Annotated in this window: 13 protein-coding genes and 1 tRNA gene; 6 read left to right on the top strand and 8 right to left on the bottom strand. The window is 44.6% G+C overall.

All coding sequences use genetic code 11. The features are described from left to right. The first annotated feature begins 59 nt into the window (after positions 1–59). The 3 genes from AC6R00_RS05715 to gntR all read left to right on the top strand — a co-directional run bounded on the left by AC6R00_RS05715 (position 60) and on the right by gntR (position 3169). Positions 60–560 (top strand): gluconokinase, encoded by a 501-nt coding sequence (locus AC6R00_RS05715; RefSeq protein WP_500639622.1) that lies wholly within the window; start codon positions 60–62, stop codon positions 558–560. After that, positions 557–2050: an NADP-dependent phosphogluconate dehydrogenase gene (gene gnd / locus AC6R00_RS05710; protein ID WP_500639621.1), complete on the top strand. Its 1494-nt coding sequence runs from the start codon at positions 557–559 to the stop codon at positions 2048–2050. Before AC6R00_RS05715 ends, gnd begins: the two co-directional genes overlap by 4 nt. A 117-nt stretch (positions 2051–2167) precedes the next feature. Next, complete coding sequence (gene gntR, locus AC6R00_RS05705) at positions 2168–3169, top strand: gluconate operon transcriptional repressor GntR (RefSeq protein ID WP_500639620.1); 1002 nt, start codon at positions 2168–2170, stop codon at positions 3167–3169. Positions 3170–3462: 293 nt separating this feature from the next. Here gntR and AC6R00_RS05700 read toward each other — a convergent pair whose 3' ends face one another. Then, on the bottom strand, positions 3463–4983 hold the full coding sequence (locus AC6R00_RS05700) for a DUF3612 domain-containing protein (protein WP_500639619.1): 1521 nt from the start codon (positions 4981–4983) through the stop codon (positions 3463–3465). 162 nt (positions 4984–5145) lie between these two features. Between AC6R00_RS05700 and AC6R00_RS05695 the strand changes: the two genes are divergently transcribed. Beyond that, positions 5146–5718, top strand: coding sequence for an aldolase/citrate lyase/malate synthase family protein (locus AC6R00_RS05695; RefSeq protein ID WP_500639618.1), 573 nt, complete (start codon positions 5146–5148; stop codon positions 5716–5718). Positions 5719–5785: 67 nt separating this feature from the next. On the opposite strand, the gene AC6R00_RS05690 is transcribed toward AC6R00_RS05695, so the two are convergent. Further along, the gene (locus AC6R00_RS05690) at positions 5786–6475 is read right to left on the bottom strand and encodes a MaoC family dehydratase (RefSeq protein ID WP_500639617.1); all 690 of its coding nucleotides are present in this window, start codon (positions 6473–6475) and stop codon (positions 5786–5788) included. A gap of 316 nt (positions 6476–6791) precedes the next feature. On the opposite strand from AC6R00_RS05690, the gene AC6R00_RS05685 reads away from it, so the two are divergent. Then, positions 6792–6882: transfer RNA gene (locus tag AC6R00_RS05685), tRNA-Ser, on the top strand. A gap of 356 nt (positions 6883–7238) precedes the next feature. After that, positions 7239–8273, top strand: a complete 1035-nt coding sequence (locus tag AC6R00_RS05680; RefSeq protein ID WP_500639616.1) for a formylglycine-generating enzyme family protein — start codon at positions 7239–7241, stop codon at positions 8271–8273. Positions 8274–8308: 35 nt separating this feature from the next. Here the strand turns inward: AC6R00_RS05680 and AC6R00_RS05675 are convergent, their stop codons facing one another. The 6 genes from AC6R00_RS05675 to AC6R00_RS05650 form a co-directional block, all read right to left on the bottom strand. After that, positions 8309–10831: a LysM peptidoglycan-binding domain-containing protein gene (locus AC6R00_RS05675; protein WP_500639615.1), complete on the bottom strand. Its 2523-nt coding sequence runs from the start codon at positions 10829–10831 to the stop codon at positions 8309–8311. 2 nt (positions 10832–10833) lie between these two features. Then, positions 10834–11436 (bottom strand): DUF4123 domain-containing protein, encoded by a 603-nt coding sequence (locus AC6R00_RS05670; RefSeq protein ID WP_500639614.1) that lies wholly within the window; start codon positions 11434–11436, stop codon positions 10834–10836. Continuing rightward, entirely contained in the window at positions 11418–13571 is a 2154-nt protein-coding gene (locus tag AC6R00_RS05665; RefSeq protein WP_500639613.1) for a type VI secretion system Vgr family protein, read from the bottom strand. The genes AC6R00_RS05670 and AC6R00_RS05665 overlap by 19 nt, the downstream gene beginning before the upstream one ends. A gap of 111 nt (positions 13572–13682) precedes the next feature. Beyond that, entirely contained in the window at positions 13683–14201 is a 519-nt protein-coding gene (locus AC6R00_RS05660; protein ID WP_069669095.1) for an Hcp family type VI secretion system effector, read from the bottom strand. A gap of 180 nt (positions 14202–14381) precedes the next feature. Further along, a complete protein-coding gene (locus tag AC6R00_RS05655; RefSeq protein WP_367939258.1) occupies positions 14382–15284 on the bottom strand; it encodes a DMT family transporter in 903 nt (300 codons plus the stop codon). 75 nt (positions 15285–15359) lie between these two features. Then, positions 15360–15986 carry a LysE family translocator gene (locus AC6R00_RS05650; protein ID WP_004744009.1) on the bottom strand — a complete coding sequence of 209 codons (627 nt, stop codon included), beginning with the start codon at positions 15984–15986 and terminating at the stop codon, positions 15360–15362. Between the last annotated feature and the right edge of the window lie 157 nt (positions 15987–16143).

Below are 16143 nucleotides of genomic sequence, written 5' to 3'. Positions count from 1 at the left end.
CATTTTGAATTGGTACACAGCCTTCGGTGAGAGTTGAAGGCTAAGGATAGTATTGTCCAATGAAAGCAAAGAAAATATTAGTGATGGGAGTATCAGGCTGCGGTAAGAGCTTGATTGGTAGCGAGATTGCGAAGTCCCTCAATTTACCGTTTTATGATGGCGATGATTACCACCCGCAAGCCAACGTTGATAAAATGCGTCAAGGCACGCCGCTCACCGATGAAGATCGAATTGGTTGGTTACATACTTTAAATCGTCTTTACGTGGAGAATGAAGCTGCGGTTATCGCTTGCTCCGCGCTAAAACCTGAGTACCGCGACATCTTAAGGTTAGATAACCAGGATCTCGTGATCGTGTTTCTCAAAGGCGATTTCGACACCATTTGGTCTCGACATCAAAAACGCGATAACCATTACTTCAACGGTGAAAGTATGTTGAGGAGTCAATTTGAAGTACTTCGAGAGCCAACATGGGAGGAAGCGCTACATATTGATATTCGCCATTCAGTTGAAGAGGTCGTTGAACAAGCTTTGCAGGCGATTGAGGAGTCTCACTCATGATTCAGTCAAATATTGCCATGATTGGTCTTGGAGTGATGGGGAAAAGCCTGGCATTTAACCTGCTTGATAATGGTTTCAATGTTACTGGTTTCGATATCAATCAACAAAACCGTGAATGTGCCAATGAGGAAGGTGAACAGCTAGCAACGCAACCAAGCAAAGGACGACTACATATCGTAGAAAACTTAACTGAGTTGTTGAAAAGCCTAGAGAGCCCGCGAGTCATTGCTCTGTCTGTTCCTGCTGGTGAGATCGTTGATTCAGTCATCGAAGATTTACTTAGCGCAGGCTTAAGCCGTGAAGATATCGTTATTGATACAGGCAACAGTTTATGGACCGACAGTGAACGTCGTGAGCAGCAGTTCATGGGGCAGTTGCGATTCTTCAGTACCGCTGTTTCAGGTGGTGAAGTCGGGGCGCGTACTGGACCATCATTAATGGCAAGTGGAGACCGCGAAGCGTGGAATTATGTGAAGCCGATGTGGGAGGCGATTGCAGCAAAGGTTGATGCAAAAGGTCTCCCGGTTGCTCAGTTTGAATCTGGGGAGGCATGCGCAGCCTATCTAGGAAGAGCAGGGGCAGGGCATTACGTTAAAATGGTGCACAACGGTATTGAGTATGCGGATATGCAGCTGATCTGTGAGGCGTACCACTTTATGTCGAGCGCGTTAAACATGCCTGCACACGAGATTGGCGATGTATTTGAGGCGTGGAACCAAGGCGTACTCAATAGCTATTTAATGGAAATCAGTGCAGATATACTGCGCACGGATGATCCGGTGACAGGGCGACCGTTTGTTGAAATTGTTCTAGATAAAGCAGGCCAAAAAGGAACGGGGCTTTGGACCGCGGTGGATGCTTTGCAACAAGGGGCTCCTGCTCCAACCATTGCTCAAGCCGTATTTGCCCGTGCTCAGAGTAGCCAAAAAGGGACTCGCGATTTAGCTTCTAGAGTTCTCAAAACAGACCTCTACTCAGAAAATGAGTTGGATAAAGAGTCGTTACTTGCAGAGTTACATGATGCGCTCTATTGCTCAAAACTAACCGTTTATGCTCAGGGCTTTGATCTGCTTAAAACGACTTCAGGCAAAGAACAATGGGCATTAGATTTTGCCAATATCGCAAAGATATGGCGAGCGGGATGCATTATCCGAGCAATCTTTTTGCAAGATATCACGCAAGCTTATCAAGAGAATAAACAGCTGGAGAATTTGTTACTTGCTCCGAAATTTGTTGAACAGCTACACTCGCGCTCTTCTGGTTGGCGAGGGTGCATTGCAAAATCAGCGCTAACTGGAGTACCAGTACCAGCGATGAGCTCAGCGCTGAGCTATTTTGATGGACTGCGCAGCGCGATAGTGCCTGCGAATTTGCTCCAAGCCCAGCGAGATTACTTTGGTTCTCACAGTTATGCGAGAATCGATGAGTCAGAGGAATCTCGCTACCATTTGACTTGGAGCAGCGAGCAAAAACAACAGATTTCCGTATAAATCAGGGCGCTCACACTAATGTGAGCGCTTTTTTGTTAGGTTCAACAATAAAATAGAATTAAATACTCGGTACTATGTTACCAGTAACAAAATCAGAACAACGCAAAGTAACACTTCATGGCGAATAAGAAAAAAAGACCAACGCTTCAAGATATTGCCGACAGGGTCGGAGTGACGAAGATGACAGTGAGTCGTTGCTTACGAGATCCTTCCCAAGTGTCTGAAGCAATCAAAGATAAAATTAATCAAGCAGTAGAAGAGCTCGGATATATTCCAAACCGAGCACCAGACATACTGTCAAATGCCAAATCGAATGCTATTGGTGTCTTGGTGCCTTCTTTAACCAACCAAGTTTTTGCTGAAGTAATGCGAGGTATTGAATCTGTCACTACTCCAGCGGGCTATCAAACTATGATTGCTCACTATGGCTATAGCGCAGAGCTTGAAGAAAAAAGCATTGCTTCATTACTGTCCTATAACGTGGATGCAATCATCTTGTCTGAAAACTTCCACACAGACAAAGCACGCAAGATGCTTGAAACCGCTTCAATACCCATCGTAGAGATAATGGACTGCTTTTCTCCTCGGATTGAACAAGCCGTCGGCTTCGATAATGCAAAAGCATCACAAGCGATGACAGAGGCCATTTTGGCCAAAGGGCGCAAACGGATTGCATACTTTGCTGCGCGAATGGATGAACGGACTCGGCTAAAAATGCAGGGCTATCAAAATGCAATGGAGAGTGCAGGTTTTGAACCTATCAGCTTGCAAACGGAAGAAGCTTCTTCATTTACCCTTGGAGCTAAGTTGCTGGGAGAGCTTAAAGAACGCCATCCTGAGGTCGAAGGCATAGTGTGTACGAACGATGATTTAGCCATCGGGGCGCTTTATGAATGCCAAAGAAGAGGCATTCTGGTTCCAGAGCAAATGGCGATTGCAGGTTTCCATGGTCACGACATCAGTCAAGCGATGATTCCTAAACTTGCGACTGTGGTGACACCGCGTGAGGAGATTGGACGTGTCGCGGCTACTCAGCTTATAGACAGGCTGAAAGGGAAAACACCATGGGAAGAATGTATAGATCTTGGCTACCAAATCGAAATGGGCGAGAGTATATAATTGCATTTTGCAAGCTTGATGTTTTTTATAATGCACATAATTGCAAAATGAAAACTCCTTATGCGCATGGTTTTTGTGAAATAGGTTATTAATTAGCCACAAATGAGGGTTTTGAGTGTTTTTTAAAGTTGGCACGGTAAATGCTTTATTACTAGTGACCCTTCTTAAGCCGAGGGTCACCTAGCCAACTGACGTTGTTAGTGAACCTAATTTGTTCACACTTATATGTAGCCAATCACGATTGTTGTGATTGGCTTTTTTTCTTTTCGGGCTAGGTAAATTTATGATTGAATCTAAGCCTCCTGGCAACCGTTGTAACAACTTGGTTTACGAGGACACACTGCCCCACGTGAACAGATAACTCTTGCATCGGTTTGTATTCCGCGTTCGATCCAGTTGATGTTGAGAATTTTGGCAATGGTCGTAAACTCTTTCTGCATGTAGCGAGGTATAGCGGCGCTGCCTCCATTACTCACACATAAAGATTTAAGCTCTTCTGCCAGTTCAATCGAATTTCCCCCCTGAGCATCGATAGCTGGGTTTAAGTCGATACCAGCACAAAGAACACGATTGTTTCCTGCCGGGTCAGTCATATTGACTGATTCACAACAGTAAATCCTTGGCTCATCTCCTACATTTAATATCGATATCTGTGCCGAGCTACCTTGCTGGGGTTCCGACAGCCTTCTAAACACAGCCCAATGCTGACAAGGATCGTTAACTTTCCTCATGTTCCCCCAAGGTAGAGGAATACCATTCCCACGATATACAGCTTTGAGTTTATTCTGACCGTAAGCATCAAAGTAGTGCCAGTGGGGGTAAGGAGAGACAACCGTCATACGCCTCATTGCTACAGAAGGAGAGACACCGGCTTTGTGGTGAACATCGATTTCATAACCACTGCGATCGAGTAACTGCCTAAAAGGAACTTTAGGGCACAGTAGGGCACCAGCGAAAAAGCTCGACTCGAAATCTCTCCATGCTTGTAAAATGTCTTGGGAATTAAGCTCAGATGTAGGAGAGGCTTGGCTATTTTCTTCCCAGCTATTTGCGTGTCCAACGGAGAGAACGCTCTTTAGCCCTTCTTTACTATGCAACACGCAGTGGCCTATATAGACCGCCAGATCGTATTTAAGGCGTGTTGGGTACTGTTTAAGAACTTCATTTAGGTAGATGCTACCGGGAGGCTCAAAGAATGAGGTGACAATCTGTTTCGCACTTACTCCTAATTCATCCACGACATCTTTAGGTGGACGAGAAATCCAGCGAATGGTTAGCCCTAAACTTCGTGCAATATCCATCAGATCTTCGGCTGAAAGATTAAGTCTTTTCAATCCTACTTCTTCAGCTGCACGCTCTAAATCTGGAAAGTGGTTTTGATTGCTTTCTTGATGAGCTCGAATAAGAAGGTGTGCAAACTGGCGGCCAGTAATGCCAGTTTGTGACAACATCTCGGGTATCGCTATCTGCAGAATATCATTAGAGAACAAAAAGCTTGGCTCGAGCGCCATACCACTGATACCGCCTCTATTGCCTTTGTCAGGAGTGATGTCTGCTTGCTCTGGTTCATCATCCAAAAACCAAGCTGGATCTTTTTGGAACACCTCTGCAATGACCTCTAGCATATCAATGCTTGGAACGCGCTTTCCCCGCTCTATCATGGATAGATAAGAGACAGAAGGGGCATACTCTGGGTTGACGCGTATACAGCGTGCAGAGAGGTCCTCCATAGTTAAATGGTTGCGTTTCCTAAGATTTCTTATCTTAGTACCTAAAAAATGGGATTGGCGAATAAGGCTTTTTGACACTGGCATTTTGTAAAATTCACATTGTAAAATTTTTGTTGTGAAATTGTAGTCAAAAATTCACTAGTATACAAAGTAAGCAAAGTCACAAATTCGCAAATCAATTAAACGCCAGTTTGGAATTTTTGCTCTAGGACATAAAAGTTGTGAAATATCCGCGAGGGAAACGCTATGAACATGCTGACATTCGATAAGACTGAAATCCAAAAACAAAATAAGCCATTTATCGCTGAAGCAGTCTTCGCGGTAGAAACCATCAATGCAAACCAAGCCAGTGAGAAGCAAGTAAAAGCTAAGCAGCTACTTGATCGCTTGTTCCCTCTAGAGAACGGCTCTCATAAAGAAGTTACCGCTTATGTTATCGATTACCGCCATGTAATGGCTTACTTCAAAGACGGCAGCCATAGCGGCCTTAAGCATCCAAAACACTTTGTTGCTTACATGGGCGAAAAAGAAGACCCAACGTCAATTCTGTTTAGAGATGGCACAGGAAGCCACGTAGAGGTGACCTTTGGCAACCATAAAGGTACGGGTTGTATTGAACTGATAGATATCGAAGATATTCAATTAGAGACTTGTACTACCTTCCCGCAAGAAATGGCGGAAATGTCGGCGATGCGCCACTGGATTAGCCTAGTAAAAGGCGACGAAAAAGGTAAGCCAAGAGCTTGTACCGAAGAAAAAGAGTACACCGCTAAAAATGGTGACGACTATCAACTAGAGTGTTGCTATACGATGAAATAATCGAGATTGTGTAAAACAAAAAAAGGATACCCACAGGTATCCTTTTCTTTTAAAGGCGGTGTATCGATTAGAAGTGCAATTGAATTACAGATGTGACCACTGCACCCGGACGGCGAACGCCTTCAATCTCTACTTTGATTTCACGTTCGATTTCCAAGCCTTTACGAATTGGCGTTACCTTAGACAAAGTGCTTACCGCACGTACTTTGCTATCTGCCTTAACAGGGTAAGGGAAGCGTACTTGGTTTAAGCCAATGTTGACGACCATCTTCGCTGTAGGGAATAGGTTGTTGTCAGGATCAACGCTATCAGTCAGCTTTGGTAATAAAGCTAACGTCAGGAAGCCGTGAGCAATAGTGGTTTTGAAAGGAGACTCTGCTTCTGCGCGCTCAGGATCGGTATGGATCCACTGCATGTCTTCAGTCACTTGCCCAAACTGGTTAATTCGTTCTTGAGAAACGTCTAACCACTCACCAGTATGGATCACTTCACCTAGTTTTGCTTGCAGCTCTAGATAGAGTTTTTGCGCTTCAGGCTTTAACTCAATAGGCTTTGGCTGCTGAACCAGAGGCTGAACTTCATCATTAACAGCAGGAGCCTGAAAATCACGCAGACGAGTAAACAGGTGGCGGTTATGAGCCTTGTTAACAATCTCTCCCCAGTACTCTTTTACAGTTGGAGTCATCCACTGCATAAACTCAGAATGCTGCTTAGTAATTGTTTCACCACGATGTTTAAATAAGTCAGCGACTTTCATAAAAACCTCTGATATAGACGATGTTACTCAGTTAATTCCGTAATTTTGAATTAGTTCACACTATTGTGCAATCACTTTCGGGCGTACACGTGTTGCATCAAAGTGATATTTCTTTTTAATATCAGTGACATATAAATAAAACACTATTTTATTATCATTAATGATTTAGAGTACTTAACCCATAAATCGTTCATTCAGTGCGCTTAAAATCACGAAAATGTGTGAAATGCTTGTATAGATTATCAACACTTGAAACATAGAAGGTGAATTAATACTTTACAAGCAATAAGGCAGTACCTAATATACGCACCGCAATGGAGAGATGGCTGAGTGGTTGAAAGCACCGGTCTTGAAAACCGGCATACGTTAATAGCGTATCTAGGGTTCAAATCCCTATCTCTCCGCCACATTTAAAAAGCCCGCTGATTTCAGCGGGCTTTTTGCGTTTAGTAATCTTGGTTTCGGTAATGCATCTTCCAATCGACTAAGAAGGTTAAGCTTGCCAGTTCGAAAGCCAGGAGCCTATGCTGCTGGCATCCCTCTATTGACTATTCTCAAAACTGGATATTGGTTAAAGTTGCGTATACCAACGTTGTAGCAAAGGGGCACCTACGTAACAAGTTTTTGTTAGTTCGAAACGTCCATCAGTCCTGATAGGCCTTAACTTTCAAACAAAGGAATTAACATCACATAGGACTGTGTTTGGCTATAAATTGAGAACGCTAGCGTATAAAATGTTCCTCTAAAATCAAGAGGATCCACAATGAATAATAAATGGCTAGGTGTTCTCGGCTTTTTACCCATGTTAGCTGCATGTAACACCGATATTGACGTCTCCAGTAGTGTTCTTAGCAAAGAGCAAGTTGCAACCATCATCAGCAACGTGAATAAGCAATACCCTGATGCTGATAGTGAGTTAAAACAAAACATCGCTAAGGTTGCGGTTAAGTCGATTGAAAATATGGTGTTCGTCGAAGGTGGCAGTTTTATCATGGGCGATTTCCGTATGCCGTGCATGAATGCAGACCTTAATCGCCCTGTCTGGACACCAGAAGCCAGCTGTTACAGTGCTGTAGAGATCGTTAATCGAGGCGCGGATATCCAACATGAGGTCACGTTAAGCAGTTATTCGCTGTCGAAGTATGAGGCGGAAGCCTTGGATTACGACATATACTTGCAGGCCTTGAAAAGGCCGTTTGAACAGTTCAAATATGAGGGAACATATCTTGAGCGTAACTCTGAGGTTTATGACACTCTATTGTCTGGTTTTGTCAAAGAGGCAGCAATGAAAGTTAACTGGCAGGATGCGAAAAACTATTGTCAATGGCTGGGGCAATTAACAGCTTTACCCGTGGACTTACCGACAGAGGCACAGTGGGAGTACGCCGCGCGCAGTCGCGGTCAAAAACTCTATTATGCGACCAATAATGGTTTTAAGCAGTACATAAATAGAGGTTACTATAATCCAGAGTCGGGTGGCTATGAGGAATTTACTGCTGAATCCACCAATATTGATGGTGATTTGAAGCCAGTTGGAACCTTCGAGCCTAATCCACTTGGAATCTACGATATGTCCAACAATGCCGAGGAATGGGTCAGTGATTGGTATGCAAAAGATTATTATAATGTGTCACCGAAACTCGATCCACAAGGGCCTGAATCAGGAGAGTATAAAGTGGTTCGAGGTGGGTTAAATATGGTCACGGTAGCCCGCGCATTTGATCCGATAAAAAGTGACAACCTCTCAAATAGATCAGGTTTTCGATGCGCTGTCCAAAGTACGGAACGCCCTTATTAGGGGAGAATGTGACCGCCGTGCGGCGGTCGCTGTGACTAAATATAGTAGCCATTGTTTTTGTTTAGGCGCGCTATCTGGCGTTCGACTCTGTCTCTTTTCTGGCTCCAACTCCAGCCTGAACGCGGCGTAAACGGGCGCATTTGAGCAAAGTTACTCTCATTAATTTCATTGACTTGCGCCAGTGTTAACACCCAGTTGTTAAAGCTTGTCTGCTGCTCGCCATCTAAAATAGTGTTAATCCGCGCCAGATTGTCAAATAGTGCTTTGTCCTCTGCTTGTTTACCGCCTGACGGCTTTTCTCCGGTGGCATTCATGCGAGTGATGACTTCTTCAAAGCGTCGCCACGTTTTGACCGCACCAAGCAATAGGATATAAATCGCCGTCTCTTGCTTCTCTTCCCACGAAAAATAGAACGTTGTTACTAAGGTATTGAGCATAATGCCGACGGTTTCAGGCAGCAATTCTTCAAACGGTACTTCGCCCGTCACATCGCTGTACTTGGTGACAATACGCCTTGCGAGGCGAAAGGCTTCTTTTTCCTTTTCGGATTCTATCTGCCATAAACGTGTTCGCTCTTTCCACCAATCATTGATAGATTGGCTGGTGTTCATTACCGCCTGTTTCAGTGCCTCTTCTGGATTGGTAATCACATCACTGGCAAAAGCCATATAGCTCGAGCGCATAAAGTGACGATATACATCGTCATCAAGATTATCCAACAAGCGATAATCCGTCGCTTTTAAGCCTTTAAACAAAATCACAGCAAGCTGCCATAACTGCTCAAAATCAATGGTAGTACCAAACCCACCGCTGGCGCCTGGGCCAAACACCAGACGACCAGAACAGTAAAAAACGAATTGTCCCCTGTCTATCGCTAACTGAAAGTCCCAGCCTGCTCCGGCGCCAACGGCGATATTGCCATTAGCACCCACTTTGGCTAAGGTTGCGAAGTCAAACACCTTGTCGAGTTTGATATCCGGTGGCGCCTTCCATTCCAGACCGCCTTCAACCTGACCTCCAATTTGAGCGCCACCAAAGATATCGCCTTTCACGCCGACGCCACCAGAAGTACTAGTCCCCATCCTAATGGTTGGGGAGAGAAGTACTTGGTGGCCAGGGTTTTCGCTGGGTTGATTACTGATTTCTAGGCGACCGTTGGTCATAGCGCCAACAAAACAGCTGAGCATCAAGCTGACTTTCGCCCTAAAGTGTCCAAAAGGATAAACGGCTTGCTGTTTGTTAGCGTCAAGATAGCTAAGCTCGAGCGTATAACCACTTTCATAGGGTAAATAGCAATTAAGCCCAACCGCACCTTCAGCCAGAGCAAAACTCGCCTCTGCACCAATGCCAAGATCTATCTTTCCATTGGACGGTTCTATGGTACTTTTTACGCTCGCTTGTGCGGCGAAGCGCAGCAGTTGCGCCTCTTCGGTTGCCGCAAACAATACTTCGCCATTGTCATCGTAGAGCTTTTGGGTAGCCTTCCACTCATGGGCTTTCCAGCCGTCCACTTTCCAGTTGGCAAACACCGATTCTAGCTTGCCAGCGTTAAAGTCATCGCCAATACCTTTGGTAATATCTGTCTTAATAGCCTGTTTTAAACCTTGCCAATCGCGTGCCTCAAGTGCTTTGGTTACTTCGGTCTTTTCAGGGTTTCTGATCCAATTGTTTTTGGCTGTCTCGAAAAACTCTGCTCGTAGGTAAACTAAACGGTTTTCGCTAGCGAGCCACACCTCAACTACGTGTCTACGTGCAGGTCTTCGCTCAAAGGTTTTAGCATCAAACTGATTAGGGTTGATACCTTGCTTACTAGAAGACTCGGGAGTGGATGGTTTATTTACAAGCTTCTTCAAGTCGGAAATTTCGTTTTCAATTCTTTCAATAACTTTATCGCGCACGGTGAGTGCCGATTGTTCTGAAAAAAATGGAACATAGTTCTTTACAACAACACGACGCTTTTCAAGCTCTGTAATTTTACTTCCGATGTAATGCTGAGTTATTGGTGCGTTGTTTGTAGGCTGTGTAGCTACGCCTGTATTAGACGCAGGTTCTTGAGCTGCTATTGCTCCCGCGTAGATGCACTGCTCGAGCCATGCCTTCTTTTTCAGAGCATGCTCCTGCATTTTTTTTGCTGTAGCTTCTTCTTCTTTCGGTGCGTTTTCTAGTAGCTCTTTGTATCCTTGCATTAACTGATCAGTGTACTTGATCTCGTCTTTGAGTTTTGATTGATGTTCTTCAGTTAAACAGTAGTAGTCTGCAGGAGCATCACCAGTTACAAATAGGACATCAAACAGCTGTTTCGTCTTGCACTCGCTTTGGCAAACTATTTCGCCAGAAGGTTTCGGTTCAATAGCATTGCTTGGTGGTTCAATAGAGAAGTCGGGCTTTACTTCTTCGACCTTTTCTATTGTGGGCAGGTGGATATTATCTCCCGCACGAATATAGTCAGGGTTGCTTTGATACTGAGGGTTAAGCGCAAGAATATCTACGTACTCTACTCGTTGATCGATCGCAATTTGTAGTAGAGAATCGCCGGGTTGAATTTTGTAGCTTGGCATGGTTACGCAGCTCCATTCCATTGCGTGAGTATTGATTGCATGGTTGATATATGCTCTGGTGTTAATGACCACGCGTGGTGTTCTGAAAGCTCTTGACTTGTAGAGATTCTGACTGAGAACCATTGTCTCTCGAACCATTGGATTTGAGATATATGTCTAAAGACTGAGCTCCGTTCCGCATCTGTCATGGTTGAAACGAGAGGGAGAAGGGTTCTTGGTTCAAAGTAACGCATTAGTGCCGAAGAGCGTTCTGTATTGACAATTAAAGCATTTCTAAGAGTTGTCAGGAGATCATCCTTTTTTGTATTGGAGCTTGATTGGAATAGGCTGCCGCAAGGCGAACTTTCTAGTTTGGTTGTTATGAGTTTCAGCATGTTTGATTTTTTGCTGACACATAACACAACAGGGCCATTATCAATGTTGTTAAACGGGGTACCTTCAAATAAAGGAACATAAATCGGAGTTTGATTGTCAGCGAAAAGTTCTGCGTGCCATTCCGGCCAAATTGCTGGCTCGATAATCGCGTAAAGATTATGAGCTTTCTGCTCAACGGGCTTCGGAATTTCGTCTATCCGCCATCGCTGATCTAGTTGTGTATCTGACATTTACCACCTTCGTTACATTGGCAGAGTTCTTTAACTAGCGAACCGTTTTCGACCATCATTGAATAGGACTGCGGGCTAACCAGTGGCGATGTTTGCTCATCAGGTGCACTAAACTCAGTAATCACATTAGAGTTCGCGTTTTGTTGGCTGGCTGTAACACTGTTCTTTTCTAGCTCTCCGACAACGATTTCATTGGTTAAGGTATTAGGTAGCTCGGCGACTTGACCAGAATAACCACTGCCGCTTCCTGCGCTACCACCTGAGTTCAAGTTGACGCCTGCCCCTACTAGGTGAACCCCTGCAGGATCGACTTTAAGGAAGCTTCCTGCTGCTTTTAGTGTAATCTCGCTACCTGCTTCAATCACAACCTTGTTGCCAGCTTTGACGTGAACCTCCGAGCCAGAGTCATTTACCCAAACACTTCCAGTTTTCACATGCAGTGAACCTTCCACGATAAGTGTTTTATCTTGGGTTACTTGACTACGGCTCTCTCCTTCAACGGTCTGATTTGTATTGTTTTGAACGCGTTCGAACTCGTCATTCTCGATAACAACATGCTGGTCATGCTTTACATGTTCGGTGTGGTCGTTGTTGATTTCTGAATCCCAGTCTTTTTGAGCGTGGATAAATATCTGTTCGTTCTGACTTTGATCTTCGAAACTGAGTTCGTTGTAACCTTCGCCCTGATGTGTTTCGCTGCGTAACACGGTTTTGGTTTTATGCTCCGGAAGCGAGTAGGGTGGGGTATTGGTTGCGTGATATGCTCTGCCTGTAATAATGGGCTGATCGGGATCGCCATTAAGGAACTCGACAATTACTTCATGTCCTATGCGGGGAATCGCCATTATACCATACTGGCTGCCTGCCCAACCTTGTGATACGCGAACCCAGCAAGAGCTATGCTCATCTCCTTGTGAGTATCGATCCCACGGAAATTGAATTTTAACTCGGCCAAACTCATCGCAGTAGATCTCTTCCCCTTCAGGACCAACCACGAGCGCAATCATAGGACCACTAATGAGTGGTTTTAACGATGGCTCAGGTTGCCAGTTATATTGACTAGGGATGACCTTAAACTTATTGGAGTAGGTGGTTGCGCCCGCCCCCGCTTCTTCCTCTAGGGCTTGAGGCTGCGTACCTTGATGTTGTACAGAGACAACTAACCATTCTCTATTTAGCTCTTTGTCTAGGTGCTCGTCTAAGCTGAATTTGATGCCGGCTTGTAGGTAAGGAGCGTCACTGTTCCCGATAGCCACATGCGAATCTCGTCTTAGATACTCTAATCGAACTTGGTTGATTGAGTTGCCAGCTTGATCGGATTTAAATCGACCAGGAGCATCAAAGTGTTCGTAATCTTGGCGCTGATAATCAAGATCGGTGCCTGAAACATCTTGCTGAAAGTCATACGCTGGCTGCTTGAAGCTGTAATCTTTTAGAGCGCTTTGGCTCGGTTGAGAGGTTGTAACAGCATTGAAAGCGGAAACGTAACAGGTATCTGCTTGACCACCGCTTAGCGTGTTGTAGGGTATACGTGATGGAAGGCTTGATAGATTGGCACTTGCATCACTGAAAATGACGGTGTGTTTATTTTTTTCGAAAGAGAAGCTATAGATTAATCCTTCTTCAGCCGCGAGTCGATGGAGGAAGTCTAAGTCTGTTTCACGGTATTGAACGCAAAATTCTCGTTGCACGTATTCGCGCTGAAGTGAAAAGGCGTAATCCTCAATATCCATTTCTTTTAGAAGGATAGAAATGATTTCAGGAACCGTTTTCAACTGAAATATGCGGCTGTTGTGTCTTAGTGAAAGCCTCTCTAATGCAGGCACAAGCGTTAATGCATAGAAAGTGTGATGATGACCTGTATCTCCCTTACTAAACGAACGTACGATGCCAGATATTGTCTGAACTTGCTCATGGTTGCGATAGATGCTGAGTTCGACAGACTTGTCGACGACATCTTCGGCGGAAACTCTTGCGCTTCGGCTCGCTAGTTGAACATCAAAGTTGTAACCGTTGCAAAGCTTCCCCTGATCGTATTCAAGTTGGGAGATAGACTCTTGCCCTTTAAACTCCCTGACAACAAAGGTATTGGATTCAAGCCCTTCGACAGTAAGTGTGAAGTTGAGAGTGGTCATAAATCTGGTCCTACATAGTCGTTAAAACCCTAACCAAGAAACAGTCGTGACTATGTCTTGATTAGGGTTATAAGTAGCCCACCTTCCGGTGGGCTAACGAAGAGCGTAACCTTACGCTTCTACAGGCTTACGCCAGTCGTCAGAACCAGAAGTACCAGCGTTAACGTGATCCCAAGTGATCTTGCGGTAAGACATTGATACAGTTAGGTTTTGAGTGAAGTCAGACATCGCAGGATCTTGACAGTGTGGCATTTCACATTGAATGTCTACGATAGATGCGTTTTCTAGTTTTGTAGTGAAGAAGTTTTCTTGCTTGCCTTCAATAGACGTGCGGTACCATTTTAGTTCCACAGTCTTCATCTTTTCACCAGAAGATAGCGCGTTGTAAAGTAGAGGAACGGCTTTGTTTAGTGAAACAGTAAACTGGAATGGCTTGTGAACACGTTGACCAGAAGGCTGACCAGATTGAGGATCAGTTGGTACAGTTACAACGTGGTCGAACTTTTGAACTAGCATCTCATCTTCGTGACCTTCTACATAAGAATCACCGATAGAATCAGCAGTACATGCGCCAGCAGTAATTAGACCCTGAGTTTCGCCGTCAATTGAGATATAACATGGAGTTGGCATAACAATCCTTTCCTTTAGTGTGTTTGATTAACATGTGAATGTGTTTACTAAAGGGCAATTGTTATGCCTGTTTTGATATTTTATATAAAACAATGACTTATGTTTTTTAGTTAAGTTAGCTGAGCAAATATTTACCTAGCATAAGCAAAAAGCTGTTGAACCATGAGCAACATGTTGATTTTATCGGTTTGACGTCAATGGCTTCAGTAGCCGTTTACCGAAGACGTTAACCAATGCTCCAGTCACGATCAAACTTCCCCCCAAATAAGTCCAAACGGAAGGAACTTCGTTAAATAGCCATACGCCAAGTAATGCGGAAAACACGATTTGGATGTAAGAGTAGGCTGACGCTTTTCCTGCTGCTTGGGTTTGCATCGCTTTGGTTAGACCATACTGTCCGACTTGGGTAAAAATTCCGACCAGTACCAAAATGAATGTGAGTGGTAAGCTTGGCCAGACAAACTCGTTCCATACTAAGAATAGGGAAGTGGGCAGGGCGACGAGCGGAAAGTAAAAAATGATGACGGAGCTGTCTTCAGTTTGGCTTAGCTTTCTGACAATCACGTATGCAATTGAACTGCCGAAAGCCCCAAGTAATGCCGTGACGACACTAAATAGTGGTAAATCTGAGCTTTGTCCACCACTCATGGTGGGCTGAACCATAACCCACAATCCGGCCAAGCAGAAGGCAATACAGATCATCGTTGAGGACTGAATACGCTCTTTCAAGAACAAGACGCCGAGTAAGGCGGTAAACACAGGGTGGACGTACTGTAAGATGGTTGCCTCAGCAAGCGGAAGCGTTGTGACCGCATAGTAAACGCACATCAATGCCACGGTGCCAACGGTTCCCCTGACTAAAAGCAAAGGTCTGTTATTACCCCAAACCGAGATCCTTTTGCGTTTGACATCTAGATAGCTAATGACCAAAGAAACTAGAGCCCGCGCCGCGACAATTTCAAATACGGGAATACCATGATTACTGACGTACTTTACACACGCAGACATTAGAGCAAAGCCTAGTGCGGAAAGAAGCATGAAGCGAACCCCTACAGGGATTTGATTGAGTGTATTGTTTAGCATGGTATCTAGACTGGGTGAGTTAGAATAAGGGTGACTAGCGCCACCCTTGGGTAAAGTCAAATTAGTTAGGTGAACTTACTTATTAATGGCTAGATAAGTTCCGGCAGCAATCATAATACCGCCCGCTCCTCGATTGAGCTTTTGTTGCGCTTTCGGCGTCTTGATCACTTTGGCTAACCTACCTGCTCCTATTGCGACACTCATCAATCCAGTCATCAAAGCCACCATTGTGAGCACAACGGCAAGGGTAATATCTTGGCTGCTTAGAGAGGTGAGATCCATAAATGTTGGCAAGAATGAAATGTAGAACAAAATCACTTTAGGGTTGGAGGCTGAAATGAGAAAACCTTGTACAAAGCCGGATAAACTAGATTGTTTATTAATTTCTGCACCTTGTTCAAGCGCTTCACTTGCTTGAGGGAGCGCTTTGATCATCTTGTAACCTAAATAGATTAAGTAAGCGGCGCCAACGTATCGGATTGCGACAAACAATGTTGCCCAGTTTTCGGCGATAGCGGCAAGGCCGAAACAAGCAAGAAGAAAGTAGATCACATCACTAACAACCATTCCCGCAGAAAGAGCAATACAATTCCGAGCTCCTGAAACCATTGCGCGAGCGATAATAGCAAAGACACCAGGGCCGGGTGTAACGCTGAAGATCAACATTGCGATAAAAAAGGTAACAGCACTTTCAAAGCTCATACGCAGACGCTCCGGTTTTCATCGATTCTTTGCACACTAGCACCTTTTTCTATGAGTGAAAACGACTAATGTTGGAGCGAAAAGTTTTGAGTCGTGCCTGCTGGTAGCTGGCTATAAACTGGACGAGATAATGAAAAATGCACGTCACCGAGAGATT

It is taken from the genome of Vibrio sp. R10-SF1-ISO8, from assembly GCF_059833805.1.
Note: the sequence above shows the minus strand (reverse complement) of the source record. Positions and strands in the feature narration are given on the sequence as shown.